Origin of the sequence: Chromohalobacter sp., assembly GCF_039830575.1 — a bacterium.
Taxonomy (GTDB): Bacteria; Pseudomonadota; Gammaproteobacteria; order Pseudomonadales; family Halomonadaceae; genus Chromohalobacter; species Chromohalobacter israelensis.
On the sequence record NZ_JBDOOX010000017.1, the window covers coordinates 117,328 to 142,033 of the forward strand.

Annotated in this window: 25 protein-coding genes; 17 read left to right on the forward strand and 8 right to left on the reverse strand. The window is 66.1% G+C overall.

The window, feature by feature from the left end; all coding sequences use genetic code 11:
* The first annotated feature begins 125 nt into the window (after positions 1-125).
* The 4 genes from ABGX75_RS16115 (at position 126) to ABGX75_RS16130 (ending at position 3,867) form a co-directional block, all read left to right on the forward strand.
* The gene (locus tag ABGX75_RS16115; RefSeq protein WP_347411027.1) at positions 126-1,124 is read left to right on the forward strand and encodes an alpha/beta hydrolase; all 999 of its coding nucleotides are present in this window, start codon (positions 126-128) and stop codon (positions 1,122-1,124) included.
* A complete protein-coding gene (locus ABGX75_RS16120; RefSeq protein ID WP_011508446.1) occupies positions 1,121-1,618 on the forward strand; it encodes a hypothetical protein in 498 nt (165 codons plus the stop codon). The genes ABGX75_RS16115 and ABGX75_RS16120 overlap by 4 nt, the downstream gene beginning before the upstream one ends.
* 75 nt (positions 1,619-1,693) lie before the next feature.
* Positions 1,694-2,803: an aminotransferase class I/II-fold pyridoxal phosphate-dependent enzyme gene (locus ABGX75_RS16125; RefSeq protein WP_347411028.1), complete on the forward strand. Its 1,110-nt coding sequence runs from the start codon at positions 1,694-1,696 to the stop codon at positions 2,801-2,803.
* Positions 2,804-2,805: 2 nt separating this feature from the next.
* On the forward strand, positions 2,806-3,867 hold the full coding sequence (locus tag ABGX75_RS16130; protein WP_347411029.1) for a DUF4105 domain-containing protein: 1,062 nt from the start codon (positions 2,806-2,808) through the stop codon (positions 3,865-3,867).
* Here ABGX75_RS16130 and ABGX75_RS16135 read toward each other — a convergent pair.
* Positions 3,864-5,378 (reverse strand): YifB family Mg chelatase-like AAA ATPase, encoded by a 1,515-nt coding sequence (locus ABGX75_RS16135; RefSeq protein ID WP_011508449.1) that lies wholly within the window; start codon positions 5,376-5,378, stop codon positions 3,864-3,866. The two genes, ABGX75_RS16130 and ABGX75_RS16135, sit on opposite strands and share 4 nt — an antisense overlap.
* A gap of 163 nt (positions 5,379-5,541) precedes the next feature.
* Positions 5,542-5,898, reverse strand: a complete 357-nt coding sequence (locus ABGX75_RS16140; RefSeq protein WP_347411030.1) for an accessory factor UbiK family protein — start codon at positions 5,896-5,898, stop codon at positions 5,542-5,544.
* Positions 5,899-6,155: 257 nt separating this feature from the next.
* Between ABGX75_RS16140 and ABGX75_RS16145 the strand changes: the two genes are divergently transcribed.
* The 3 genes from ABGX75_RS16145 (at position 6,156) to glnK (ending at position 8,270) form a co-directional block, all read left to right on the forward strand.
* Positions 6,156-6,494: a P-II family nitrogen regulator gene (locus ABGX75_RS16145; protein ID WP_011508451.1), complete on the forward strand. Its 339-nt coding sequence runs from the start codon at positions 6,156-6,158 to the stop codon at positions 6,492-6,494.
* Between the two features lie 27 nt (positions 6,495-6,521).
* Entirely contained in the window at positions 6,522-7,772 is a 1,251-nt protein-coding gene (locus tag ABGX75_RS16150; RefSeq protein ID WP_347411031.1) for an ammonium transporter, read from the forward strand.
* 159 nt (positions 7,773-7,931) lie between these two features.
* Positions 7,932-8,270, forward strand: coding sequence for a P-II family nitrogen regulator (glnK, locus tag ABGX75_RS16155; RefSeq protein ID WP_011508453.1), 339 nt, complete (start codon positions 7,932-7,934; stop codon positions 8,268-8,270).
* Positions 8,271-8,390: 120 nt separating this feature from the next.
* On the opposite strand, the gene ABGX75_RS16160 is transcribed toward glnK, so the two are convergent.
* A complete protein-coding gene (locus tag ABGX75_RS16160) occupies positions 8,391-8,912 on the reverse strand; it encodes an ankyrin repeat domain-containing protein (RefSeq protein WP_011508454.1) in 522 nt (173 codons plus the stop codon).
* An 86-nt stretch (positions 8,913-8,998) separates the two neighbouring features.
* Between ABGX75_RS16160 and ABGX75_RS16165 the strand changes: the two genes are divergently transcribed.
* From ABGX75_RS16165 to ABGX75_RS16190, 6 genes are all read left to right on the forward strand, one after another.
* Positions 8,999-9,883 (forward strand): LysR family transcriptional regulator, encoded by an 885-nt coding sequence (locus ABGX75_RS16165; protein WP_011508455.1) that lies wholly within the window; start codon positions 8,999-9,001, stop codon positions 9,881-9,883.
* A 211-nt stretch (positions 9,884-10,094) separates the two neighbouring features.
* Positions 10,095-10,991, forward strand: a complete 897-nt coding sequence (locus tag ABGX75_RS16170; protein ID WP_128691530.1) for a hypothetical protein — start codon at positions 10,095-10,097, stop codon at positions 10,989-10,991.
* A 57-nt stretch (positions 10,992-11,048) separates the two neighbouring features.
* A complete protein-coding gene (locus ABGX75_RS16175; RefSeq protein ID WP_011508457.1) occupies positions 11,049-12,317 on the forward strand; it encodes a Xaa-Pro peptidase family protein in 1,269 nt (422 codons plus the stop codon).
* Positions 12,318-12,373: 56 nt separating this feature from the next.
* Positions 12,374-13,228: a glycine betaine ABC transporter substrate-binding protein gene (locus ABGX75_RS16180; RefSeq protein ID WP_347411032.1), complete on the forward strand. Its 855-nt coding sequence runs from the start codon at positions 12,374-12,376 to the stop codon at positions 13,226-13,228.
* A 144-nt stretch (positions 13,229-13,372) separates the two neighbouring features.
* Positions 13,373-14,377, forward strand: a complete 1,005-nt coding sequence (locus ABGX75_RS16185) for a GlxA family transcriptional regulator (RefSeq protein WP_287124737.1) — start codon at positions 13,373-13,375, stop codon at positions 14,375-14,377.
* Positions 14,378-14,462: 85 nt separating this feature from the next.
* The gene (locus ABGX75_RS16190; protein WP_347411033.1) at positions 14,463-15,722 is read left to right on the forward strand and encodes a TauD/TfdA family dioxygenase; all 1,260 of its coding nucleotides are present in this window, start codon (positions 14,463-14,465) and stop codon (positions 15,720-15,722) included.
* A 66-nt stretch (positions 15,723-15,788) separates the two neighbouring features.
* Here ABGX75_RS16190 and ABGX75_RS16195 read toward each other — a convergent pair whose 3' ends face one another.
* From ABGX75_RS16195 to denD, 5 genes are all read right to left on the reverse strand, one after another.
* Positions 15,789-16,274 (reverse strand): thioesterase family protein, encoded by a 486-nt coding sequence (locus tag ABGX75_RS16195; protein WP_347411034.1) that lies wholly within the window; start codon positions 16,272-16,274, stop codon positions 15,789-15,791.
* Positions 16,274-17,263: a 3-hydroxyacyl-CoA dehydrogenase NAD-binding domain-containing protein gene (locus ABGX75_RS16200; protein ID WP_181396287.1), complete on the reverse strand. Its 990-nt coding sequence runs from the start codon at positions 17,261-17,263 to the stop codon at positions 16,274-16,276. Before ABGX75_RS16200 ends, ABGX75_RS16195 begins: the two co-directional genes overlap by 1 nt.
* Positions 17,264-17,280: 17 nt before the next feature.
* Complete coding sequence (locus tag ABGX75_RS16205; protein WP_179152357.1) at positions 17,281-18,162, reverse strand: 3-keto-5-aminohexanoate cleavage protein; 882 nt, start codon at positions 18,160-18,162, stop codon at positions 17,281-17,283.
* A 208-nt stretch (positions 18,163-18,370) separates the two neighbouring features.
* Positions 18,371-19,759, reverse strand: coding sequence for a gluconate:H+ symporter (locus ABGX75_RS16210; RefSeq protein WP_128691536.1), 1,389 nt, complete (start codon positions 19,757-19,759; stop codon positions 18,371-18,373).
* A gap of 124 nt (positions 19,760-19,883) precedes the next feature.
* On the reverse strand, positions 19,884-20,843 hold the full coding sequence (gene denD, locus ABGX75_RS16215; protein WP_301968737.1) for a D-erythronate dehydrogenase: 960 nt from the start codon (positions 20,841-20,843) through the stop codon (positions 19,884-19,886).
* A gap of 206 nt (positions 20,844-21,049) precedes the next feature.
* On the opposite strand from denD, the gene ABGX75_RS16220 reads away from it, so the two are divergent.
* The 4 genes from ABGX75_RS16220 to otnC are packed head-to-tail and all read left to right on the forward strand — an operon-like array spanning position 21,050 to position 24,697.
* Positions 21,050-21,805, forward strand: coding sequence for a FadR/GntR family transcriptional regulator (locus ABGX75_RS16220; RefSeq protein WP_011508467.1), 756 nt, complete (start codon positions 21,050-21,052; stop codon positions 21,803-21,805).
* Between the two features lie 35 nt (positions 21,806-21,840).
* Positions 21,841-22,773 (forward strand): L-threonate dehydrogenase, encoded by a 933-nt coding sequence (ltnD, locus tag ABGX75_RS16225; protein WP_347411035.1) that lies wholly within the window; start codon positions 21,841-21,843, stop codon positions 22,771-22,773.
* A complete protein-coding gene (gene otnK, locus ABGX75_RS16230; protein ID WP_179152359.1) occupies positions 22,770-24,041 on the forward strand; it encodes a 3-oxo-tetronate kinase in 1,272 nt (423 codons plus the stop codon). Before ltnD ends, otnK begins: the two co-directional genes overlap by 4 nt.
* Complete coding sequence (otnC, locus tag ABGX75_RS16235; protein WP_011508470.1) at positions 24,038-24,697, forward strand: 3-oxo-tetronate 4-phosphate decarboxylase; 660 nt, start codon at positions 24,038-24,040, stop codon at positions 24,695-24,697. The genes otnK and otnC overlap by 4 nt, the downstream gene beginning before the upstream one ends.
* Positions 24,698-24,706: the final 9 nt, after the last annotated feature.

Sequence of the window (24,706 nt, forward strand, 5' to 3'; positions counted from 1 at the left end):
GTCTGAGCGTGTACGCATCGCCCCCTGCCGCGCGACACTGCCCATCTCGCAGGACAAGACACCGCCATTTCCCGGTAGCTTCAAAGCCTTGCGGGCGCTAGCATGGACATCACCGGGAGAACCGCATGACCGACTTTACCCACTTGCAACACCTAGGCCCGCTGGCGCCGATCGGCCTGCCGCCCTCGTCGGCGATGGCCGCCTATCTCGATCATTACCGCCTGACGCCCTTGCTGGCCGAAGACGTCGCATTGCACGCCGGTTTCATCGAGGCGCGGGGCTTCCGACTATGGGCCCAGGTGTGGAGTCCGCCCGACCCGCAGGGCACGATCTTCGTGGTCCACGGCTACTTCGATCACCTGGGACTCTACCGCCACCTGCTCGAGCTGGTACTGGCACGCGGATGGCGGGTGGTGATGTGGGATCTCCCCGGCCATGGGCTGTCCAGCGGCGCGCGTGCCTCGATCGACGACTTCGACGATTACGTCAGTTGCCTGAGCGTGCTGACCGAGGAGGTCGCGCGCCTCGACGTCGCCGACGCGCCCTGGATCGGGATCGGCCAGAGCACCGGCGCGGCGATTCTGGCCACCGATGCCCTGACCCAGGGCCACCGCACCCACTGGGCCGGCCTCGCCCTGCTGGCGCCGCTGGTGCGTCCCTGGGGCTGGCAGCAATCCGGCTGGCTGCACCGGGTGGTCAGCCCCTTCGTGCGTTCGGTGCCGCGACGGTTTCGCGCCAATACCACCGACCTCGGTTTCGCCGATTTCCTGCGCAGTGGCGACCCCTTGCAACCCGATCGCCTGGCCCTGACCTGGGTCAGCGCCATGCGCGACTGGATTCCCCTGCTGCTGTCCATGCCACCCAGTGACTTGCCGGTGTTGATCCTGCAGGGCGAACAGGACCTCACCGTGGACTGGCAGTGGAACCTGGACACCCTGCTGGGCAAGTTCCCCAACGCCGAGATACACCGCCATCCCGACGCGCGGCATCATCTCGTCAACGAAGCCCAGTCCATCCGCGATACGCTTTTCGAGGAATTGGCCGCCTTTCTGGCACGCTACGAGCGGCAGGCCGGCACCTCGCGGGGCACGTCCGCCGACGCCTGCTCACGGGAATCGCCATGAGCCGGCACCGCGTGCGTCCTCGCGTCTGGCTCCTTGCGCTCTGCCTGTCGCTGGCGGGGTGCGCGGGGCTCGATGAAGAACCGCGCAACATGCGCCAGGCCGTGTACGGCATGAGCAGCCAGGCCGCCGAGGCGCTGCTTGCCTCGCCCCCCTGGTCGGGGATGTCGCAGGACATGGTCGTGATGCTCGCGCCGCCGACGGTCGACGCGACGCTCGGCATCAGTGCGGGAAGGCTCACCGAGACGCTGGGCCGCGCACTGCTGGCACTGGAGGACGGTCCTCAGGTCCTCGACTGGACGCCCTCGATGATGGCCGACGACGCGCCGGCCAATCACTGGATCCTCGAAAGCCGCCTGGACGGCAACGGCGTGATCCGGCTGTCGGATCGCGAGCTGCTGCCCTATCAGTGGGAAATCACGCTACGCCGCCCCGGTGAGGAGGCCCCCAGCTGGCGGGCCACCCTCGCCGGGGCACTGGATGCCAGCGCGTTGTAGCCGGCACGGGCCCGGCCACGTTGTTTCAGGCCCGTCACGGTCGCACAATGCGCCTTTTGCCCTCAGGAGTCTTGCATGTCCCGCTATGCTCGCCACCTAGACCGCTCGGGCCCGACCAATCCCTTCCCCGGCCTCAAGGCGCTGGAGCGCAAGCTGGGCCGAGAAGTCCCCCATCGGCTGGGCTCCAACGAAGGCCTCGACATGCCGCACCGGGCGCTCAAGGCGCGCTTTGGCGACGCGGTCGCCGAGCTTGCCCGGGCCTACGGCGACGCCGAGGCCATAGAGGTGCGTCAGCGGCTCGTCTCGCTGCTCGGCACGCCACTGGAGGCGCTGCTGGTCGATGCCGGCGCCGACAGCCTGATGGCGCTCGCCCTGCGCACGCTGTGCGACCCCGGCAGCACGGTGATCGCCAGCGCGGGCACCTATCCCACCTTTCGCTACTTCGCCGAGGGGCAAGGATGTCGCCTGATCGAGGTCGACTACCACGACGCCCCCGGCAGGCTGGCGCCGGATCTCGACGCCCTGGCCGCCAGAGCGGTGCATGAACAAGCCCGCGTGGTCTATCTGGCCAACCCCGACAACCCCAGCGGTCACCTGCACAGCGATGCCGACGTCCTCGCGCTGCGCAATGCCCTGCCCGAGGACTGCACGCTGTTGCTCGACGAGGCCTATCACGACTTCCGTGACGATGCCGACGCCCCCGCCGCCGGTGAGGTGTGGCCCGGCGTGGTGCGTCTGCGAACCTTCTCCAAGGCCCATGGTCTGGCCGGCCTGCGGATCGGTTACACCATTGCCGAACCGGCACTGATCGACATCATGCACAAGGTGCGCATTCATTATGCCGTCTCGTCGCTGGCCCTGGCGGCCGCCGAGACCGTGCTCGATCACCCGGAGGAAACCGCACAACACATCCGGGACGTGAACGCCCGTCGCGATGCCCTGGCCGACCACCTGCGAACGCTGGGCGCCGACGTGCCACCCAGCGCCACCAACTTCATCGCCGTGCGCCTGCCCGACGCGGACCTTGCCGCCCGCGTGCACCGCGAGCTGCTCGAGGCCGGCACGCTCGTGCACCGCCCCGCGCATCCGGCGCTGGGCCACGTGCTGCGCATCAGTACGCTCGAGGACGCCCTGGTGCCCGGCCGACTGGCCGCGCTGGAGTGCGCACTCGAGCCACGGGCCTGAGCATGACACGCGGCTGGGTGGCATCGCTGTGGCACGGGGTCCTGGCCAGCCTCATGGCGCTGCTCATCATTGCCAGCAGCGGCTGGGCGGTGCTGGCGCTGTGGTACCGCTTGCCCGGCCCCGTCGCGCTGCGCTACGTCGCCGCGGGGATATGGATCGCCGCCGCGCTGGCGTGCTGCGTCGGGCTCTTCGTCAAGGGCTGGCCACAGCGGGCGATGCTGGCCTATGGCATCCTCTATCTCGTGCTGTGCGTCTGGTGGGTCTCGATCCAGCCCGCCTCCGATCGCGACTGGGCGCCGGATGTCGCCCATATCGTCGACGGCATGCGCCAGGACGATCATCGCGTCACGCTGGAAAACGTGCGTCACTTTCAATGGCGCACCCCGCAGGACTTCGACGAGCACTGGGACACCCGCCACTATGACCTGGACCGGATACGCTCCGTCGACCTGCTGGTGTCCTACTGGATGGGCCCCGCCATTGCCCATACGCTGGTCAGCTTCGGCTTCGACGATGGGCGCCACGTCACCTTCTCGGTGGAAATCCGCAAGGAGCGCGGCGAGGCCTTCTCGACCCTGGGCGGCTTCTTCAAGGAATATGAAGTCAGCATCATTGCCGCCGACGAGCGCGACATCGTGCGACTGCGGACCAATGTGCGCGGCGAGGACGTCTATCTATATCGTGTGAAGATGTCCAAGCCGGTCATGCAGGACCTGTTCCTCGCCTATCTCGACGAGGCCCACCGGCTGCAACGCGAGCCGCGCTACTACAATACGCTCACCACCAACTGCACCACGCTGGTCTACGACATGATGCGGCGCATCGTCCCCGGGCTGCCCTTCGACTATCGCCTGCTGCTCTCGGGCTACCTGCCCGAGTACGTGCACAGTGTCGGTGCACTGGCACCGCACGTGCCCTTCGCAAGGCTCAAGGCCGCCGGTCACATCAACGCCCGCGCCCTGCAAGCGGACGACGCCGAGGACTTCTCCGCCCGCATCCGCGAGGGCATCCCCGGCGCCGATGCGCCCTCCTACGACATGAATGACCGGGACATGAAGGACTAGCTGCCCGCGCTGCCCCCGATCAGCCGATCCATCTGACGGTAGCCGATGGCTTCCATCAGCTGCGGCTGGCGGGGGCGGGGCTCCTCGGCGAGGTCGGCGAGCGTGAGGGCGACGCGCAGCACGCGGTGGTAGGCGCGGGCGGAGAGGTTGAGGCGATTGAGCACGTCGGCCAGCCAGGTGCGCTCCTGCCCGTCCAGGGCGCAGAGCTCCTCCAGCGCGCTGCCAGGCAGGTAGGCGTTGAGCGCACCGCGCTTGGCCTGGCGCCGGCGCGCGGCGAGCACGCGCTGTCTGACGGCCTCGGAGCTTTCGCCGCGGCGCTGCTCGGTGAGTTGCGCGGCGGGCAGCGCGGGGACTTCCACCTGAAGATCGATGCGATCCAGCAATGGGCCGGAAAGCCGCGACTGGTAACGCTGCACTTGCGCCGGCGTGCACACGCAGGCCTGGCGTGGATCGCCGAGATGCCCGCACGGGCACGGGTTCATCGCGGCCACCAGCTGAAAGCGCGCCGGAAAGCGACGCTGCATCAAGGCCCGCGAGACGACGATCTGCCCCGATTCCAGCGGCTCGCGCAGCACCTCCAGCACGTGTCGGTCGAACTCCGGCAGCTCGTCCAGGAACAGCACGCCGTGGTGGGCCAGGGAAATCTCCCCCGGACGCGGCTTGCCGCCACCGCCGACCAGGGCCACACCGCTGGCGGTATGATGAGGCGTGCGAAACGGCCGCTGTCCCCAGCGTTCGAGAATGGGCAGCCCGCACACCGAGCGCACGGCGGCCACCTCCAGCGCTTCGTCCTCGTGGAGCGGCGGCAAGATGCCCGGCAGGCGACTGGCGAGCATGGTCTTGCCGGTGCCCGGAGGTCCGGCAAACAGGAGGTTGTGGCCTCCGCTGGCGGCGACTTCCAGCGCCCGGCGGGCCTGGTGCTGGCCGCGAACCTCGGCGAGATCCGGCTCGGCCAGTTGCGGTGCGGGGCGCTCACCAAGTTGGTGCGGTGCGATCCTCTCCTGCTTGAGCAGATGCGCGACGACCTGAGGCAGATCGACAGCGGGACGGACGTCCAGGTCGCCGGCCAGCGCCGCCTCGTCGGCGTTGCTGGCGGGCAGCAGCAAGGTGCGCCCGGCCCGACGCGCCTCCAGGGCCGCCGGCAGTACGCCGCGCACGGGGCGCAGCTTGCCGTCCAGTGCCAGTTCGCCCAGGCACTCGAGCCCCGCCACCGCTTCGCTCGGGATCTGCCCCGAGGCCACCAGGATGCCCAGCGCAATGGGCAGATCGAAGCGCCCGCCTTCCTTGGGCAGATCCGCCGGCGCGAGATTGAGCGTGATGCGCCGCGTGGGGAAATCGAAACCGGCATTGATCAGCGCGCTGCGCACCCGTTCGCGGCTCTCCTTGACCGCTGCCTCGGGCAGGCCGACGATCGCCAGGCCCGGCAGGCCGTTGGTCAGATGCACCTCGACCAGGACGTCCGGCGCCTCCAGCCCCAGCCCCGCGCGCGTGTTGATGATGGCAAGCGCCATGAGCTCCCTCGCGATTGAACCGTAACATTCGCATACACTAATTCATTGCAGACGAGAAAGCACGGGCATCGCGCGCACCGAAACGGCGCCTGGCGGGCAAAGTCATCGAACATCGATGCGGCACATCGCGCCAGGCCGCATCGTCACATCAAGGAGGAGGGGATCAGCTCTCGCGGTCGCCGCCGGACGTTGCGGCGTCGTTGCGGCGCGCGTCGTCATCCGCATCGTCGGCGGCGGGTTCCGCCCCTTCGGCCGCGGCCACCGGCGCGCTCTGTCCCACGTCCAGGGCCGCCTCCAGTGCCGCCACCTGGGCCTCGAGGGATTCGACCCGGGAACGCGTGCGCTGCAGCACTTCCATCAGGATGTCGAAGTCCTCGCGCGAGACCAGCTCCATGCGGTCGAAGGCGCTACGCATCACGCCCTGCACGCTGCGCTGAATGTCTTCCGGCGCGTGCGAGGCGTCCTGGAGGCGGTCGCCGACTTGCTGCGCGAGACGTGAGAAGAGGTCTTGTGTCGCCATGGGGGTTCCCTCGGATTGAACATGTCCTTCTTGTCACAAGCATACGCAAGGCCAGCGGAATACGCATGCGCCATGTTGGTGCACGGCCGGCGCGGCCCTGCACCAACATCCGCCAAACGCTGGCCCGCCCCCCGTGCATGCCTGCCACCACCAGCCCCTTGAGCGCCATAAACGACTGTTTTGTATGGCGCATGACCAATATGGCATAGCTTCTGCGTACTTCCAGAGAGGCGAAAGCCGACAACGGGAGAACTGGCATGAAGCTCATAACCGCCATCATCAAACCCTTCAAGCTGGACGATGTCCGCGAGGCGCTGGCCGACAATGGCGTCCAAGGCATCACCGTCACGGAAGTGAAGGGGTTTGGGCGCCAAAAGGGGCATACGGAATTGTACCGCGGCGCCGAATACGTCGTGGACTTCCTACCCAAGGTCAAGATCGAAATCGCGGTCGAAGAAGACCGGCTGGAAAGCGTGCTGGAAGCGATCAGCAATGCCGCGAACAGCGGCAAGATCGGCGACGGCAAGCTCTTCGTCACGCCGCTCGAAGACGTCATTCGAATCCGTACCGGTGAACGCGGGGCCGACGCCGTATAACGGCGCGGGCTGAAGGAGAGATAATAAATGACTGAAGATATTACACAGCTATCGTACGCGCTCGACACCTTCTACTTCCTGGTCTGCGCCGTACTGGTCATGTGGATGGCCGCCGGTTTCGCCATGCTCGAGGCCGGTCTCGTCCGCGCCAAGAACACGGCGGAGATCCTGACCAAGAACGTGGTGTTGTTCGCCATCTCTTGCACGATGTATCTGCTGTTCAGCTACCACTTGATGTATTCCAGTGGCGCTGGCGGCTTCATGCCGAGCCTGGGCTTCCTGCTGGGCGCCGAGAACACGGCCGACCAGGTCCTGGGCAGCAACGGCGACATCTACTATTCCAACCGGGCCGACTTCTTCTTCCAGGTGGTGTTCGTGGCGACCGCCATGTCGATCGTCTCCGGGGCCGTGGCGGAACGCATGAAACTCTGGGCGTTTCTGGCCTTCGCCGTGGTGATGACCGCGATCATCTATCCGACGTCCGGCTACTGGACCTGGGGCGGCGGCTGGCTCGCCGAGCTGGGGTATTCCGACTATGCCGGCTCGGGCATCGTCCACATGGCCGGGGCGGCCGCGGCTCTGGCCGGGGTGCTGGTACTCGGGCCGCGCAAGGGCAAGTACGGCAAGAGCGGCGCGATCTACGCCATTCCCGGTGCCAACCTGCCGCTGGCGACGCTGGGGACCTTCATCCTGTGGATGGGCTGGTTCGGCTTCAACGGCGGCAGCGAGCTGATGGTCTCCAACATCGATTCCGCCAACAACATGGCGCAGGTACTGGTCAACACCAATGCCGCCGCCGCCGGGGGCGTGATCGCCGCGCTGATCCTCGCCAAGATCTGGTTCCGCAAGGCGGACCTGACCATGGCCCTCAACGGTGCCATCGCCGGTCTGGTCGCGATCACCGCCGATCCGCTGTCACCCACCGGCCTGGGCGCCACGCTCATCGGTGCCGTCGGCGGGTTGCTGGTGGTCATCTCCATCGTGGCGCTGGACAAGCTGAAGATCGACGATCCGGTCGGTGCCATCTCCGCACACGGCGTGGCCGGCCTGTGGGGCGTTCTGGTGGTGCCTGTCACCAACGCCAGCGCCTCCTTCGGCTCACAGATCATCGGTGCCGTCGCCATCTTCCTGTGGTGCTTCATCGCGAGCCTGATCGTGTGGTTGATCCTCAAGGCCGTGATGGGCGTCCGGGTCAGCGAGGAAGAAGAATACGAAGGGGTGGACCTGGCGGAATGCGGCCTGGAAGCCTACCCCGAATTTTCCGTCGGCAAGAAGTAAGAGAGCCGACATACCGAGTGAGCTGGCGTGCTCCCCTGGCCCCCTTCGGGGGGCCTTTTTTTAATCCCGCGACCAGCGGTGTATGCTTGAAAGCATGATCGTTGGGCATAATCGAGGGTGGTATGCGCCACCCGCACATACGATGCGAGGAGAAAGACGATGAAACTGGTGACCGCCATCATCAAGCCGTTCAAGCTCGACGACGTCCGCGAGTCGTTGTCCGAGATCGGCGTTCAGGGGATTACCGTCACGGAAGTGAAGGGCTTCGGCCGTCAGAAGGGCCACACCGAGCTGTATCGCGGGGCCGAATACGTGGTCGACTTCCTGCCCAAGGTCAAGCTCGAGGTCGCCGTCGACGACGACATGATCGAGAAGGTGATCGACGCCATCACGCAGGTGGCCAACACCGGCAAGATCGGCGACGGCAAGATCTTCGTCTCGCCGCTCGAACAGGTCATTCGTATCCGTACGGGCGAGACCGGCAAGGACGCGGTGTAAACCACGCCCTGCCGGCACGCTGATGCGACGAGGCCCCTCGCTGCCCCCTCGATGCCAGGGGCGGCGAGGGGCCTCGCCGTTTTCGGACGGTCGTGCTCGCGCGGGCGTGCCAAGATGCGCTCAGACGGCATCCAGCAGCGCGGGCGTGCGTGTCGCGCCCATCGCCGAGGCAAGCTCGCTGGCCGTCATGCCACGGCTGTCGGTGGCACGCGGATCGGCTCCCTGGGCCAGCAGATACTCGACGATCTCGGCATTGTCGAACATCGCCGCGAACATCAGGGCCGTCTTGTCGTCGGGAGAACGCGCATTGACCGAGGCGCCATGCGTGACCAGCAGTTCGGCCATGGCCAGGTGTCCCTTGAAGGCCGCGCCGGAGAGTGGATGATGGCCGTTGTCGTTGTACATCTCGGGGTCGGCGCCATGTTCGAGCAGCAGTTGCGTGGCGTCGAGATGCCCGTGATAGCTGGCCAGCATCAGCAGGCTGTCGCCCTTGTCGTTGCACATGTTGGGGGGCAATCCCTGGGACAGCCAGCCACGCAGCTTTTCCGTCTCGCCGTTGCGCGCGCTGTTGAAGATTTCCGTGGCCAGCCTGATCGTCGCCTCGTCCAACTCGGTGTTGGCCGTATCGTGGTGGTCCGACATCGTGTCGTGCTCCTTGTCGCATCTGGCATCGAGCGTAGCATGTCGTTTCACGCGACGCGCCACCCTTCAAGAGACCCGAGAGTCCCATGCTGGATATCAAGTATTACGTGTTGATCGACGCCATCGCGACCCACGGCACGGTGCACGATGCCGCCGCCGCCATCGGCATCACCCAGCCCGCGGCGACGCATCGCATTCGGGAGATGGAACGCCGCCTGGGCGTCGCGCTGTTCCATCGCGAAGGCCGTCGGCTGACGCTTTCCGCCTCGGGCGAGCGTCTGCTCGACACCGCTCATGCGGTACTCCCCCAGTTGCGCAATGCCGAGCTCGAGGCATGGCAGCTGGCTCGCCGCGCCGAGCCCGCCCTGCGCCTGGGCATCGGCCCCTACGACACCTTCTCGCGGGCGATCCCGCATCTCTACGACCAGCATGAGCGCGACATCGACCTGGTGCGCTTGCCCATGGCGGACATGACCACGGCCCTGCTCGCCAACCGGGTCGACATGATCTGCATGATCGAAGTCCCTTCGCAGCGCGGGATCGCTCACCAGTTGCTGTTCGAGGAGCCACTGGTGGCCGTGCTGCCCCCCGACCACCCCGACGCGCAGAGCGACACCATCCCCGCCGAGGTATTCGACCGGGGACGACACTTCACCTACAGCATCACGCCCGAGTCCGGCCACGAGTTCGAGCACTTCTTCCAGCCCGCCGGCGTCTATCCCTCGCACATGGTACAGATCGAGTCGGTTGCCCTGATCCTCGAGCTGGTCGCCGCCGGCAAGGGCGTGAGCATCCTGTCGCGCTGGGCCGCCCGGGACGCCCATCAGGCCGGGCACGTCGTCATGCGCCCCCTGGCCGGCGACATCCCGCGCATTCCCTGGTACCTGGCCTATACGCAGACGCCCCACATCGCCGCCGTCGCCGAACCACTGGCGGACACGCTACGCCATCTCTATCGCGCCGATGAGTGATCGCGAGGCGCGCCGCCAAGGGCCTGAGACCGAACGATAAGAATCTCGTCGCAGATGGCCGGACATTCTCATTAGTTTCACGCTCCCCGGGCTTTTACCGTATCGCCACTTTCCAGTCACGACGGCCAGTCACGACGGCCAGTCACGACCGGCCAGTCACGACCGACCCGTCACGACTGGCCGGCCACGACCCATCAGGAGGGGCGATCTCATGTCACAGGCAACACTCGCAACACAAGCCACCGAGCAAGACGTCACCGCCGACCGCCATCCCCTGGCACGCATCATCGATCTCGAACGTTATCCGATCCTGGAGCGCGACAGCGACGCCTACCGGGCGGCGGTCGAGGGCGTCCGCCAGCAACTGCGTACCGATGGCTGCGCCCTGTTGTCGAAGTTCATTCGCGAGGATCTCATCGAGCCGCTGCGCGAGGAAAGCGAGGCCCTGGCGCCCAAGGCGTTCTACTCGGACAACAACGTCAATCCCTACGTCACGCCGGATGACCCGTCACTGCCCGAGGATCATCCCGCTCGCTTCTTCCAGCACTACACCAACGGTTTCGTGGCACGCGACCTGATCCCCGAGGACGCCATCGTCCAGCAGCTCTATCGCGACCCCGACTTTCAACGCTTCGTGGCCGACTGCCTCGAAGAGCCGGTGATCTACGAGTTCGCCGATCCCATTGCGGGGCTGGTCATCAACGTCATGCCCGACGACACCGAGCTGCCCTGGCACTTCGATACCAACGAATTCATCGTCAGCTTGATGACGCGGCGTCCCAACGAGGGCGGTGAATTCCAGTACGCGCCCAACATCCGTCGCCCGGGCGACGAGAACTTCGCGGCCGTTCAGCGCGTGCTCGAGGGCGATCACACCGATGTCGAGTCGTTGACGCTCAACACCGGCGATCTGCAGCTGTTCAAGGGGCGCTACTCCATGCACCGCGTCGCCGCCGCAAAGGGACAACGCCTGTGCACGCTGCTCGGCTACGCCAAGACTCCCGACATGATGGGCAGCCTGGAGCACACCAAGCGGATCTACGGCCGCGTCACGCAACAGCACATCGACGCCGACAATCAGCGCCGCCACGACGCGCTCATGGGCTGACGACACCTCGCACGCGTTTCCCGGCGTTTCGTTCACTTTCAACCAGGATATCTTTCAATGGGCGATATCGTTTCACTCGCCGGGTCCGTCCCCACGGGCGGTCCCTACACCGACGGCAGCTTTCGTCACGCCACGCTGGATGCCGAGCTGCTCTCGCGCGTCGAGCGCTATCGGCTTCAGCGGCTGCGTCAGCAGATGCGTCACCACGAGCTGGACGCGGTGATCCTGTTCGACCCGATCAACATTCGCTATGCCTGCGGCGTGCGCAACATGCAGGTGTATTCGCAGCGCAACCCGGCGCGCTACCTTTATGTTGCGGCGGACGGCCCGGTGGTGCTGTTTGAGTTCAGCGCCTGCCTGCACCTGGCAGCCAACGCCGAACTGCTCGACGAGGTCCGCCCCGCCCGGGCGGTGATGCCGCAATACAGCGGCCCGCGTTGCGCGACGCACACCCAGGCCTTCGTCGACGACATTCGCGGTCTGTTCGCGCGCTCGCATGCCCAAGGGCAGCGCCTGGGGATCGAATCCGCGCCCACCGGCGCCATCGAGGCACTGGGCCAGGCCGGCTTCGAACTGACCGACGCCGCCACCGTGGTCGAGGGCGCCAAGTCGATCAAGAGTGTCGACGAGCTGGCGCTCATCCATCGTTCCGTGACGCTGACCGAAGCCGCGATGACGCACATGGAGGCCGCCCTGCGCCCCGGCATGAGCGAAAACGAGCTGTGGTCGATCTTCAACCAGCATGTGCTGGCGACCGGTGGCGAATACGCCGAGACCCGCCTGCTCAGTTCCGGCGCGCGCACCAACCCGTGGTTCCAGGAATGTTCGGACAAGATCATCGCCCCGGGTGAGCTGGTCGCCTTCGATACCGACATCGTGGGATGCTTCGGCTACTACACCGACTTCTCGCGGACCTTCCACGTGCCCGGCGCAGGTGCGCCCAATGCCGAGCAGAAAGCGCTGTATCGCATGGCCGCCGACCAGCTCGAGCGCAACATCGCGCTGCTGCGCCCCGGCATGAGTTTCCGCGACTACTCGCGCCAGGCATGGCCGATCCCCGACGGCTATCGCGAGAACCGCTACCTGGATATCGTCCATGGCTGCGGCATGACCGGCGAATGGCCGTTGATCGCCCACGACATGGACTGGGACGACGTAGGCTACGATGGTGACATCGAGCCCGGCATGACGCTGTGCGTCGAGGCCTACATCGGCCACCGCGACGGCACCGAGGGCGTCAAGCTGGAAGAGCAGGTGCTGATCACCGAAGATGGTATCGATCGCCTCTCGACCTACGGCTATTCCGAGACGCTGATGGCAGAATGACGCCATCGCGCAACACTTTTCTCATCCCTTCGCTTCACGACACAAAAAGGACGCGTATGAAATCATTGAATGCCGTTTTCGTTGCCTGTGGCCTGGCCGGTCTCTCGATGACCGCCTCGGCCGATGACACGCTGACCATCGGCACCAACAACTGGTCGGAGAACATCGCCGTCTCGCACATGTGGCAACAGCTTCTCGAGGAGCAGGGCTACGACGTCGAGCTGACCACCACGGGCAAGAGCGTGCTGTTCAGCGGGCTGGCACAGGGCGATCTGGATATCTCGCTGGAAGTCTGGCTCCCGAATGGCGACGCCCAGTACATCAAGCCCTACGAGGACCGCATCGACGTTCACGATGCCTGGTTCGACGGCGCTCAGGACGAGCTGGTGGTGCCCGCCTACCTGGAAGACATCAACACCATCAGCGATCTCAAGGACAACGCCGAGCGCTTCGTCTATCAGGGCCAGCCCACCATCATCGGCATCGAGTCGGGCTCGGCCATCTCCGGCGAGACCGAGAACGCCATCGAGAGTTACGACCTGCCGTTGCGTCAGTTGAACAGCTCCGGGCCGGCCATGCTCGCAGCCCTCGAGGAGGCCTACGCCAACGAGGAGCCCATCGCGGTCACCCTCTGGCAACCGCACTGGGCCTACGCGCAGTACGACCTCAAGGCCCTCGAGGATCCCAAGAAGAGCTACGGCGGCGGTGACGACATCATGTGGATGTCGCCCAAGGGCTTTGGCGAACGCCATCCCGAGGTCACCGAGATGCTCGACACCTGGCACATGAGCCATGCCCAGTTGGCCGATCTCATGCTGACCATCGAAAACGTCGGCGACCCCACGCAAGGCGCCAAGCAATGGATCGAGGAAAACCGCGACCTCATCGACGAGTGGCTCGTCGACGAATGATCCAGCCGGGCCGGCCATCACGGCCGGCCCCCCCGCCTGCCCTGTCCGATCCTCTTCTCGATGCGTCCCTCATGCCGGGGGAATTTGCTATGGTAGCCACGTCGCGGCGCCCGTCGCCCGATGTATCGCCGTGGGGGAGGACTGATGCGCTTACACTATGCCGGCCCGTTGCCCGAACCCATCGGGTTCCTGCTGCTGCCGCGCTTCTCGATGATGGCGTTCTTCTCCGCCGTCGAGCCGCTGCGCATCGCCAACCGCATCGCCGGCGAGACGCTGTTCACCTGGCGTGTCATCAGTCTGGACAGCGCTCCGGTCACCGCCAGCAACGACATGACCCTGCTCGCCGACGATTCGCTGGAGTCGGCTCCCGCCCTGCCCAGCATCGCCATCTGCGCCAGTTTCGAGCCCGAGGAACGCCTGACCCGTCGCCTGCTGCGCTGGCTGCACCAACGCGACCAGGACGGCTGCGTGCTGGGCGGCATCGATACCGGTAGCCTGATCCTGGCCCGCGCCGACCTGCTCACGGGGCACCGTGTCACCCTGCACTGGGAAAGCCTGCCAGCGTTTCGCGAGCGCTTCCCCGAGCTCGACGCCGTCGAGTCGCTCTTCGAGGTCGGGCCGCGGCGCTTCTCCTGTGCCGGCGGCGCCGCCGCGATGGACATGATGCTGGACCTGATTGCGCGCCGGCACGGCGAGGCCCTGGCGGCGGCCGTCTCCGAGCAGTTGATCCACGCCCGCATGCGCCCGCGTCACGACCAGCAGCGTCAGGACCTCACCCAGCGCCTGGGGACCCACAAGCACAGCGTGATCGAGGCCGTCGCCCTGATGGAGCGTCACCTCGAGGCGCCGTTGCCGCTCGCGCGACTCGCCGCGCGTATCGGCATTTCCCTGCGCCAGCTTCAGCGTCTCTTCGAGCAAGAGCTGGGCGAACGGCCACGCGACCACTATCTCCGCCTGCGTCTGCAACGCGCCCGGCAACTGCTGCGGGAAACCGACCGCGATATTCTCAGCATCGGCCTGGCCTGCGGCTTCACTTCCGCCTCCAGCTTTTCGCGGGCCTACAAGCAGCATTTCGGCGCCAGCCCGCGCCACGCCCGCCGCGGCCCCGACACTCCATCCCCGACACTCCACCCACGGCATGACGACTGACGGCAAGAAGACGTCGCCTGAGGTGTAAACGGCGGTGGCGAGGAACGCCATGCTAGGCCCATGTTCCCCTGCCCAGGAGGCCGCCATGACATTCTCTCCCCCCACGACCGCCCCGCTCGACGCCTTGCCGGCGACACCGGACTACGATGCCTGGCCTATCGAGGTCGTCATCCAGCACGTGAGCCACACTCCCCGTCAGGTCGAAGTGCGCTGGGAAGACGGTCGCGTCAGTCGATACCACAGCATCTGGCTGCGCGAAAACGCCGCCGACGACAGCACCGTCAATCCGGCCACCCGCGAGCGCATCCTCGACCTGTCACGCCTCGGGGCGTGGCCCACGGTCAGCGAGGCGCGCCTCGACGACGCCGGTGCGCTGGAGATCGTCTTCGCCCCGGAGCAACGCCGCCTGCGATTTCATCCCGGCTGGCTGCGAGCCCACGATTACGCCAACCTGGACACGGCAGACGCGCCGCTGGTCCCCACGACGCTGTGGAAAGGCAGCGAGCGCGACGCGCCCACCACTCTCGATGCGCATGACTGGCTGAGCGCCGACGACGATCCCCTGGCACCGGACGCCTGCCTCGAAAGCGCCCTCGAGGCCGTCATCGGCGAAGGCCTGGTGAGGCTACGCAATCTGCCCACCGACCCCGGCAGCCTGGATGCCATCGCCCGGCGCATCGGCCCGCCGCGCACCACCAACTTCGGTACGCTGTTCGACGTGCGTGCCAAGCCCGACCCCGATTCCAATGCCTATACCTCGATCGCCCTGCCGCCGCACGTCGATCTGCCGACCCGCGAGTACCAGCCCGGTCTGCAGTTGCTGCATTGCCTGGAAAACGACACCGTCGGCGGTGATGCCGTGATGATGGACGGCTTCGCCGTGGCCGAGGCCCTGCGCGAGCGTCATCCCGAACATTTCGCGACGCTCACGCGCGTGCGCTGGTGCTACGCCAACACGGCCCGCACCACCGACCACGTATGGTTCGACCCGATGATCAAGCTGGACGCCAACGGCCACTTCGACGAGGTACGTATCGCCGACTTTCTGCGCGGCCCGCTGATGGCGCCGTTCGAGGACGTGGAGCCGGCCTATGCCGCCTTGATGGCGCTGCAGCGCCTGCTGCGCGAGCCGGAGTTTGCGTTGCGTTTCAGTTACGCGCCCGGCGACATGGTGATCTTCGACAACCGCCGCTTGTTGCACGCCCGCGATGCCTTCGATGTCGGCCAGGGCGGGCGCCGCTGGCTGCAGGGCTGCTACCTGGAGCGCGACGAGGCCCGCTCGCGGCTGCGCATGTTGCGCCGAGCCCACCGCCGGCAACGCGTCGACGCCCTCGCGCACGGCTGACCACGCGAGCCCCGGACACAAAAAACCCCCATGGCACGCCATGGGGGTTTTTTGCCTCGCGCATGCTCAGCGACGCGGTATGCCGATGCGCCGCCCGGCGGCCCGGGGCCACTCCTCGCCTGCCCGGGGGAGCGTCTCGAGCGCCGAGGCGACCGGCGCCGGAAACGCTCCCGGCCGCCCGCTTTCAATGTCGATGCCCATCAGCATCTGCTCACTGGTCGCCAGCGTCTCGCCGGCGGCGTTGGTGAGCGTGAAGAGCACATGCAATCGCTTGCTGTCGCTATCGAGCAGCAGGAGCGTCACCGCCAGTGCCTCGCCGCGATGCGCCTCCTTTCGATAACAAAGGTGCGTCTCGAGGGTATAGAGCGTGTAACCATGCTCGGCTCGTCCCGCCATATCCAGGCCGATACGCTCCATCAGCGCCTCGACGGCCAGCGAGAAGACCCGCGCATACTCGGCATCGTTCATGTGGCCGTTGTAGTCGACCCAGGCGTCGGCCACCCGGGTTTCCAGCAAGGGGCCGAGCGTTGAACTGTCTGGTATCCGGCTCATCAGATGCGCCCCTCGAGTCCCTCGGCTTCCGGCCAGTACTTGCGGGTCAATGCCAGCAGCTCGGTAAGGAAGGCGTCACGCCGCGTTTCCAGGTCGGCGACGCTGCGCCCGGCGGCCTGATGCTCGCAGCCGTCGGCGACCTTCTCGATCAGCTCGTCGGTCAGCTCCGGCGCCTCGAGCTTGGTCCACGGCAGCTTCAGTGCCGGCCCGAACTGGTGCAGCATGTGACGCATGCCGCCCTCGCCTCCGGCCAGGTGGAAAGTCAGGAAGGTGCCCATCAGCGACCAGCGCAACCCCGCACCGTAGACCACGGCGGCATCGATTTCCTCGGTAGTGGCGACACCGTCGTTGACCAGGTGCAGCGCCTCGCGCCACAGGGCTTCCATCAGGCGGTCGGCCACATGACCCTCGATTTCGCGACGCACCACCAGCGGCCGCATGCCCAGCGCGGCATACTGAGCCCGGGCGCGTTCGGTGACGACCGGCGCGGTGTGCTCACCGCCCACCAGCTCGACCAGCGGCAGCAGGTACACCGGGTTGAACGGGTGCGCGACGATGACGCGACCAGGGTCGCGCGTGCAGGCCGATTGCAGTTCACTGGGCTTGATGCCGGACGTCGAGGAGCCGATCACCACGCCCTCGGGGGCATGTGCATCCAGCTCCGCCAGGACGCGATGCTTGATCTCGAGTCGCTCGGGCACGTTTTCCTGGACCAGATCGGCCTCCTCGACGGCCTCGATGGCCGAGGCCGCAAAACGCAGCCGACTCGGGTCCGCCGTGTCGGCAAGGCCCATCGTCGCCACCGATTCCCAGACCCGTTCCACGAAGGCGCGCGTCGTCGCCTCGGCGCCGGGGGCCGGGTCGAAGGCCACGACATCGCAGCCCGCCGCCAGGGCCCGCACGATCCAGCCATTGCCGATCACGCCGGTGCCGATGACGGCGACCCGCGCGGGCACATCGGCCGCCGCGGCCGTGTCTTGTCGAGACATCGTGTTCTCCTTGTCGCTCACGGCTGGCGCAGTCCCAGCGTCTGACGTGTTTCGGCCGGCGTCTGCACGCGGCCTCCCAGGTTCTCGGCAATCGTCGCGGCGCGTTCCACCAGTTGAGCATTGGTAGCGAACACGCCGCGGCTGAGGTAAAGATTGTCCTCAAGGCCGACCCGCACGTGACCGCCGAGCAGCATCGACTGCGCGACCATCGGCATCTCGCTGCGCCCGATGCCGAACGCCGACCAGTGCGCGTTGGCGGGCAGCTTGTTGCGCATCGCGAGCATGGTCTCGGTATCCGCCTCGGCGCCCCAGGGAATCCCCAGGCAGAGCTGAAACAGCGGATCGCCCTCGATCAGGCCTTCCTCGATCAACTGACGCGCGAACCACACGTGGCCCAGATCGAAGCATTCCAGTTCGGGTTTCACCCCTGCGTCCTTGACCAGGCGAGCATGCTCGCGCAGCCAGTCGGCGGTGTTGAGATAGACCATGTCGCCGAAGTTGAGACTGCCGCAATCCAGGGTGCAGATTTCCGGCAACAGCTCGCCGACCGGCTCATGGCGCTCCGCCGGCGTCTGCAGATCGGTGCCTTCGAGACCATGGATGACACCGTCGCGAACCTCGGGGAACAGATCGCCCCCGCCGCCCGCGGTGATGTTGATGACCGCATCCACATCCGCCTCGCGGATGCGACCCACCGCCTCGCGGAAGTACTCGGTGGAATGGCTCACGCCACCGGTTTCCGGATCGCGCACGTGCAAGTGCACGATGCTCGCCCCGGCGCGCGTGGCCTCGATGGCACTGTCGGCGATCTGCTTGGGCGAGATGGGCAGGTCGGGATGCTTGTCGGCCGTGTCACCCGCGCCGGTGATGGCACAGGTAAGAATGACGTTTCGATTCATGGTGGCGTCCTGAGCGTCTGAATGGGCGGCACGATGCCGTCGAACCCCTTCATTGTCGAAAGCTCGCCACGCTTTAGATTGACATGAAACGTCATTCGGTTGGCGTGTTACGTCGCGGCGTCGCTTTCTCCATGCAAGGCGACGCCGCGCATTGTCACTCGATGATGGGGAATGGCATCTTTCCTCTTCCATGCGGACCGGGTGTCGCTCAACCCACGAAGGCGTTGGCGATGAACAAGGCGACGAGTGCAGCCGCCCACCCCAGCGTCGTGGGCACCGACAGCACCAGCAGCTGATGCTTGGCGGTCCTTACACCGAGCATGCGATTGACAACCCAGAAGTAGCTGTCATTGAAATAGCTGAAGAACAGCCCACCCAGGCACGCCGCTTGCGCCGCCAGAACCAGATTGACATCCGGCATGGACGACAGGATCGGGGCAGAAATCGACGCGCCGGTGATCATCGACACCGTTCCGCTGCCCTGCACGAAGCGCACCAGCGTGGCGATGATGAAAGGAATCAGGAAAGCCGGCATGGCCAGCGATGCGACGCTTTCGCCGATGTAATCGCCAGCCCCGCTGGCGCGCAATACGGACCCCAGGGCACCCCCGGCACCGGTCACCAGCAATATGATGCCGGCGCTTTCCACACCTTTTTCGAGATGCGCCAATACCCGGTCACGCGGCATCTTGGGCACGAGCCCATACACCGCCACCAGAACCCCGATCCCCACGGCAATCACCGGGTGGCCCACGAACTGGATGATCTGCACCGCCAGGGCGGGGTCGTCGCTCTCGCCCACTATCGCGGTCACCAGCGTATTGAGGAAAATCAAGGCAATCGGCAGCGCAATGGGCAGCACCGATTTCAACAACGTGGGCAACTCCGCCATGGGCCGCTGCCCAGGAAGAGCATCGTCCTCGTCTTCATCGCGGCGCAACGAATCGGGAACGTCACGCTCGATCATCGCCTCGATGCGCGGCCCCATGAAGCGCGCATAGAGCACCATGACGATCAAGGCAGGTATCGTGAAGACGATCCCCCAGGCGATCATCAGACCGACGTCGACACCGAAGATGCCTGCCACCCCGAGCGGGCCGGGCGTCGGCGGTACCGCACTGTGGGTGATGGCCAGCCCCGATGCCAGAGCAATGCCCAGCGCCAGAATCGAGCGGCCGCTGTTGCGTGCGAGCGCCCTGACCAGTGGATTGAGGATCACATAGGCGGAATCGCAGAAAATCGGGATCGAAACGATATACCCGGTCAGCGCCATCGCCCAGTCCTCGCGCTCCTTGCCGAGCATCTTGAGGATGGAGTAGGCCATGCGCTGGCCGGCGCCCGACACCTCGAGGATGCGCCCCATCATCACCCCGAAGCCGATGACCAGACCAATGGTCGACAGCGTGCTCCCGAAACCGTCGGTGATCGCCCCGATCACCGCATTGGGTGGCATGCCGCCGATCAAGCCGGCGATCGAGGCGGCGATGATGAGCGCCAGCAAGGCGTGCACGCGGGTTTTCAAGACCAGCGCGATCATTACGAAGATAGCGATACCCAGGCCGATGATGACCTGCGGACCTGCGGCTGTTTCCGTCATGGTGGCGTACTCCTTTGCACTGTTGTGGCTGTCTGAGCAGCGCTGTTGTATCCAGGGGTGCAAGCATGCGTGAGTGTCACCGTTGCCACGGACGGCCACCCACGCCGCCGGGCCTCGGTGGGCGTCAGGTGCTCGAGTAATCCTCGCGATAGGCGCGAATCACGGCATCGACATCGGTATCGGCCTGGAAGCCCAGCGACAACGGGCGCGCGATCTCCAGTCCCCCCGGCCAGCTCGCGACGATCTTGTCGATGGCAGCATCCGGCGTGAAGTCCACCAGCCCGCGCGTCTCGGCGCCTGCCTGGCGCTCAAGTGCATCCAGCAGCTGCGTCACCGTGACGGTGATGCCCGGCAAGTTGAGCGTGCGCCACTCGCCCAGTGCAGCGTCGTCGAGTTGCAAGGCATGGCGCAGATTGCCAACCACCGCACGCGGCGAGGACAACCAGAGCGGCAGGTCGGGGTCCACGGGGCAAACGGCACGCTGCCCCGCCAGCGGTTCACGAATGATCGAGCTGGCGAACGAGGAAGCCGCCTGATTGGGCTTGCCGGGGCGAGCCACGATGGTCGGCAGGCGGCAGACACGCCCATCGATGAAGCCCCGTCGGCTGTAGTCGTTGACCAGCAGCTCGCCGATGGCCTTTTGCGCGCCATAGGAAGAACGCGGCTGAGGGCCGGTCTCTTCGGGCACCGGCTGTGCCAGTCCGGGGCCAAACACCGCCAGAGAGCTGGCGAACAGGAAACGCAAGCGGCGCGGATGGGCACGACAGGCGTCGAGCAGAGCCTGTGTCGCCTCGAGATTGACGCGCATGCCCAGCTCGAAATCGGCCTCCGCCTGGGCGCTGACCACAGCGGCCAGATGGCAGACGGCGAGCGTATCGTCTCCCAGGGCACGCTCGATCAGCGCTTTGTCGGCGATATCCCCGGTCCATGACTCGACGCGTGGATCGTCGAGAGGACAGGGCGCGAGATCGATCGACGTCACCCGTGTAATCGCTTCTCCCTCGATGCGCTGACCTTCCTCGAGCAGCGTCTGGATCAAGCGTGCGCCGAGAAAGCCGGCACCTCCGGTCACGATGACTTGCATGCATGTCTCCCCGGTCGAACGAAGCAGCGCTCCGCATGAGTTACCCATGGTGGTGTGGCGTTGGTCCAAAGACGTATTGCGTCGTCGTCACCCTATTTATAATGTTGTCTGACAAATCTGTCGGAGCAACACCACCATTAGTCGGAGACGCTCACGCCGATACCGGCGAGAGCCTGCGTCTCGCGACAAGACAAGAGGGAGCAGCGGTGATCACCGACCCAGAGACTCGACCGACCCGTGGTACCCAACTCTCGGAACAGGTCGCACGGCAGCTGACGCACGCCATCCATACCGGCGAGATGCGCCCCGGGGAGCGCTTGCCCACCGAGGCGGCGCTCGGCGAACGCTATGGCATCAGCCGCTCGGTGGTGCGCGAAGCCATTTCCATGCTGCGTAACGCTGGCCTGGTCACATCGCGTCGCGGCAGCGGCAGCTTCGTCGCCGAGGTCCCCACCGTGGCACTGCGCCTGGCGATTCCTGACCCATCGCTGCAATCGATCATCCGTCTTCTCGAATTGCGCCGGGCTCTGGAAGTCGAGGCGGCGCGTCTGGCGGCGCAGCGCCGCACCCCCTCCCAATTGCGCCGTATTCGCAATGCCATGGCCGACATCGACGAGGCTGTCGAAGTCGGCTCCGACGGCGTCGATCAGGACATGGCCTTTCACCGCGCCATCGCCGAGGCGTCGAACAACACGCACTTCACGGCGATCATCGACTTCTACAACCGCTTCCTGCATCACGCCGTTACCGTGACGCGAACCAATGAGTCGCTGCGCGAAACGTTCATGGCGCAGGTCATCGAAGAGCATCAAGCGATCGTCGACGCCATCGCCCAGGGCGACGAAGAGGCCGCCGCCCAGGCCGCCGCGCGCCACCTCGAGCATGCCGAGTGGCGCCTGCGCCAGGCGCCGACGGACCTGCTGGAACGCATCGAGGACACCGGAACCGACACGTCGGCCTGATCAACGGCCGTTTCATCAACGACGAGGAACGCGAGATGACACAAGCACGACGCGCGCGGGTGGGGGTCATCGGCCTGGGGTCGATGGGAATGGGCATGGCGACCTCATTGGTCGATGCCGGCTTCACGACCTGGGGATGCGACCTGCGACCCGACGCCCGACAGGCATTCGACGCCCACGGTGGCCGGGCGGTCGCCACGCCCGCCGAGATGGCCGCTCACGTCGATATCGTCGTCAGCGTGGTCGTCAATGCCGAACAGACTCGCGAGGTCCTGTTCGGCCCCCAGGGCGTCGCCGACGGCCTGGCGCCCGGCAGCGTCATCGTCTCGTGCGCTACCTGCGCGCCGGAGGCCGTGGTCGCCCTGGGCGAGGAGCTCGCCGCCCGGGGCCTGCGTCTGCTCGATGCGCCGATTTCCGGTGGCGCCGCCAAGGCCGCACAAGGCGCGCTGACGATCATGGCCTCGGGGCCTGACGATGTCTTCGACAGCGTCGAGGATGTCCTCGACGCCCTCGCCACCAAGGTCTTTCGGCTTGGCGACGCGATGGGACAGGGATCGCAGGTCAAGCTGGTCAACCAGCTGTTGGCGGGGGTGCACATCGCCGCCGCCGCCGAAGCCATGGCCTATGGCATTCGTGGCGGCTGCGACCCACGGGTGCTGTATGAAGTCATCACCCAGAGCGCCGGCAACTCATGGATGTTCGAGAATCGCGTGCCGCACATTCTCGAGGACGATTACACGCCGCGTTCGGCGGTGGACATCTTCGTCAAGGATCTGGGTCTGGTTCACGATACCGCTCACCGCGACAAGTTTCCCCTGCCACTGACCAGTCAGGCGCTCACCATGTTTACCCAAGCCTCGGCACAAGGCCATGGCGGCGACGATGACGCTGCCGTGATCAAGACGTTTCCGGGCTTCGGGTTGCCGTCTCTCGCGGCCAACGATGACGAGACAGGGGAGGAGGAATGACGATGCCCATCATCGGTTGCATTGCCGACGATTTCACCGGCGCCACGGACGTGGCGAGCATGCTGGTCAGTGCCGGCATGCGCACGCTGCAGACCATCGGCGTCCCGTCGACGGCGCTGGACGATGACGTCGAGGCCGTGGTCGTCGCCCTCAAGTCGCGCACCCTGCCCGCCGACGAGGCCGTGGCGCAGTCTCTCGAGGCGTTGGCGTGGTTGCAGGCCCAGGGCTGCGAGCAGTTCTATTTCAAGTACTGCTCGACGTTCGACTCCACGCCCGCGGGCAACATCGGGCCGGTGACCGACGCGCTGATGACGGCGCTGGACACCGACTTCACCGTGGCCTGCCCGGCACTGCCCGCCAACCAGCGCACCGTCTACAACGGCTACCTGTTCGCAGGGGGCGTGCCGCTCAACGAAAGCGGCATGCAGGATCACCCCCTCACGCCCATGACGGATGCCAATCTGGTGCGCGTTCTCGGCGCCCAGACGCACCAGCGGGTCGATCTGATCGACTACGCCACGCTCAACGAGGGTGTCGAGGCCGTCGAGGCCCGCATGCAGGCACTGCGCTCGGCGGGCGTGGGCATCGCCGTTTGCGACGCCATCGACACGCCACATTTGCATACCCTGGCGCGCGCCTGTCGCCACCTGCCCCTGGTGACCGCCGGCTCCGGGCTGGCCCTGGGGCTACCCGCCAACCTGGCCGATCGGTTGCCTGCGGCAGGACAAGCCGATGCATTGCCCGCCATCGCCGGGCGAGAGGCCATCTTGAGCGGCAGCTGTTCGCGCGCCACCCTGGCGCAGCTCGAACATGCCCGCGAGCACTACCCGAGCCATTACCTCGACGCCCTGGCCTTGGCCGATGATTTCGAAGGGGTCATCGCGGCGGCGCTCGCGCTGGCCGAAGAGCATCTCGATCGTGGCCCGGTGCTGCTGTATGCCAGCGCCTCGCCGGAAGACGTGCGACGGGCGCAGGAGGTCCTCGGCGTCGCGGAAGCGGGGGCCCTGGTCGAACGCGCCATGGCCGAGATTGCCCAGTCCTTGGTCGAGCACCATGGCGTACGGCGCTTGCTCGTGGCGGGAGGCGAAACCTCCGGTGCGGTGGTCAACGCGCTTGGGGTGCAAGGATTGCGCATCGGCCCGAGCATCGATCCCGGCGTGCCCTGGACCACCACCTTTGGCACGCCGGCGCCGCTCGCCCTGACCCTCAAGTCGGGCAACTTCGGGGCCCGGGACTTCATGACCAAGGCATGGAGGATGTTGCCATGAGCCACATCAGCACCACGATCAACGAAAACCGCCTGCGCGAGGAGATTGCCGAGATCGGCCGTTCCTTCCGACTACTGGGCATGGCGCCGGGCACTTCCGGCAACATCAGCGCCAGACTCGATGACGGCTGGCTGATGACGCCGACCAACGCCAGCCTCGGTGCCCTCGATCCCGCCGCAATTTCCAAGCTGGACTGGGACGGCAACCTGCTCGACGGCGAGCCACCGACCAAGGAGTCGTTCCTGCACCGCGCCTTCTACGATCAGCGCCCCGATACCGGCGGCATCATTCACCTGCATGCCACACACTCGGCGGCGGTCTCGTGTCTCAACGGCCTCGATGAACGCTCCTGCCTGCCCCCCATCACGCCGTATTTCGTCATGCGCGTGGGGCGTTTGCCGCTGATTCCTTACTATCGTCCCGGCGATCCCGCCCTCGGCGACGCGATACGCGAACATGCCAAGTCCCATGGTGCGGTGTTGCTGGCCAACCACGGCCCCGTGGTGGCGGGCAAGACACTGGAAGCGGCACGCAACGCCATCGAGGAACTGGAAGAAACCGCCAAGCTGTATCTCCTGCTGCGCCAGCACGACGTACGCACCCTGGGCGAAGCGGAAATCGACGAGCTTCGTCAGGCCTTCGGCGCCCACTGGTAAGCACTTTCT

Coding starts and splice junctions, on each gene's coding strand:
- ABGX75_RS16180 (WP_347411032.1), top strand. CDS start 12,374: ATGAAATCATTGAATGCCGTTTTCGTTGCCTGTGGCCTGGCCGGTCTC.
- ABGX75_RS16165 (WP_011508455.1), top strand. CDS start 8,999: ATGCTGGATATCAAGTATTACGTGTTGATCGACGCCATCGCGACCCAC.
- ABGX75_RS16150 (WP_347411031.1), top strand. CDS start 6,522: ATGACTGAAGATATTACACAGCTATCGTACGCGCTCGACACCTTCTAC.
- ABGX75_RS16125 (WP_347411028.1), top strand. CDS start 1,694: ATGTCCCGCTATGCTCGCCACCTAGACCGCTCGGGCCCGACCAATCCC.
- ABGX75_RS16185 (WP_287124737.1), top strand. CDS start 13,373: ATGCGCTTACACTATGCCGGCCCGTTGCCCGAACCCATCGGGTTCCTG.
- ABGX75_RS16210 (WP_128691536.1), bottom strand. CDS start 19,759: ATGACGGAAACAGCCGCAGGTCCGCAGGTCATCATCGGCCTGGGTATC.
- ABGX75_RS16140 (WP_347411030.1), bottom strand. CDS start 5,898: ATGGCGACACAAGACCTCTTCTCACGTCTCGCGCAGCAAGTCGGCGAC.
- ABGX75_RS16205 (WP_179152357.1), bottom strand. CDS start 18,162: ATGAATCGAAACGTCATTCTTACCTGTGCCATCACCGGCGCGGGTGAC.
- ABGX75_RS16135 (WP_011508449.1), bottom strand. CDS start 5,378: ATGGCGCTTGCCATCATCAACACGCGCGCGGGGCTGGGGCTGGAGGCG.
- ABGX75_RS16130 (WP_347411029.1), top strand. CDS start 2,806: ATGACACGCGGCTGGGTGGCATCGCTGTGGCACGGGGTCCTGGCCAGC.
- ABGX75_RS16120 (WP_011508446.1), top strand. CDS start 1,121: ATGAGCCGGCACCGCGTGCGTCCTCGCGTCTGGCTCCTTGCGCTCTGC.
- otnC (WP_011508470.1), top strand. CDS start 24,038: ATGAGCCACATCAGCACCACGATCAACGAAAACCGCCTGCGCGAGGAG.
- ABGX75_RS16195 (WP_347411034.1), bottom strand. CDS start 16,274: ATGAGCCGGATACCAGACAGTTCAACGCTCGGCCCCTTGCTGGAAACC.
- denD (WP_301968737.1), bottom strand. CDS start 20,843: ATGCAAGTCATCGTGACCGGAGGTGCCGGCTTTCTCGGCGCACGCTTG.
- ABGX75_RS16115 (WP_347411027.1), top strand. CDS start 126: ATGACCGACTTTACCCACTTGCAACACCTAGGCCCGCTGGCGCCGATC.
- ABGX75_RS16145 (WP_011508451.1), top strand. CDS start 6,156: ATGAAGCTCATAACCGCCATCATCAAACCCTTCAAGCTGGACGATGTC.
- ABGX75_RS16175 (WP_011508457.1), top strand. CDS start 11,049: ATGGGCGATATCGTTTCACTCGCCGGGTCCGTCCCCACGGGCGGTCCC.
- otnK (WP_179152359.1), top strand. CDS start 22,770: ATGACGATGCCCATCATCGGTTGCATTGCCGACGATTTCACCGGCGCC.
- ABGX75_RS16200 (WP_181396287.1), bottom strand. CDS start 17,263: ATGTCTCGACAAGACACGGCCGCGGCGGCCGATGTGCCCGCGCGGGTC.
- ABGX75_RS16170 (WP_128691530.1), top strand. CDS start 10,095: ATGTCACAGGCAACACTCGCAACACAAGCCACCGAGCAAGACGTCACC.
- ltnD (WP_347411035.1), top strand. CDS start 21,841: ATGACACAAGCACGACGCGCGCGGGTGGGGGTCATCGGCCTGGGGTCG.
- ABGX75_RS16160 (WP_011508454.1), bottom strand. CDS start 8,912: ATGTCGGACCACCACGATACGGCCAACACCGAGTTGGACGAGGCGACG.
- glnK (WP_011508453.1), top strand. CDS start 7,932: ATGAAACTGGTGACCGCCATCATCAAGCCGTTCAAGCTCGACGACGTC.
- ABGX75_RS16190 (WP_347411033.1), top strand. CDS start 14,463: ATGACATTCTCTCCCCCCACGACCGCCCCGCTCGACGCCTTGCCGGCG.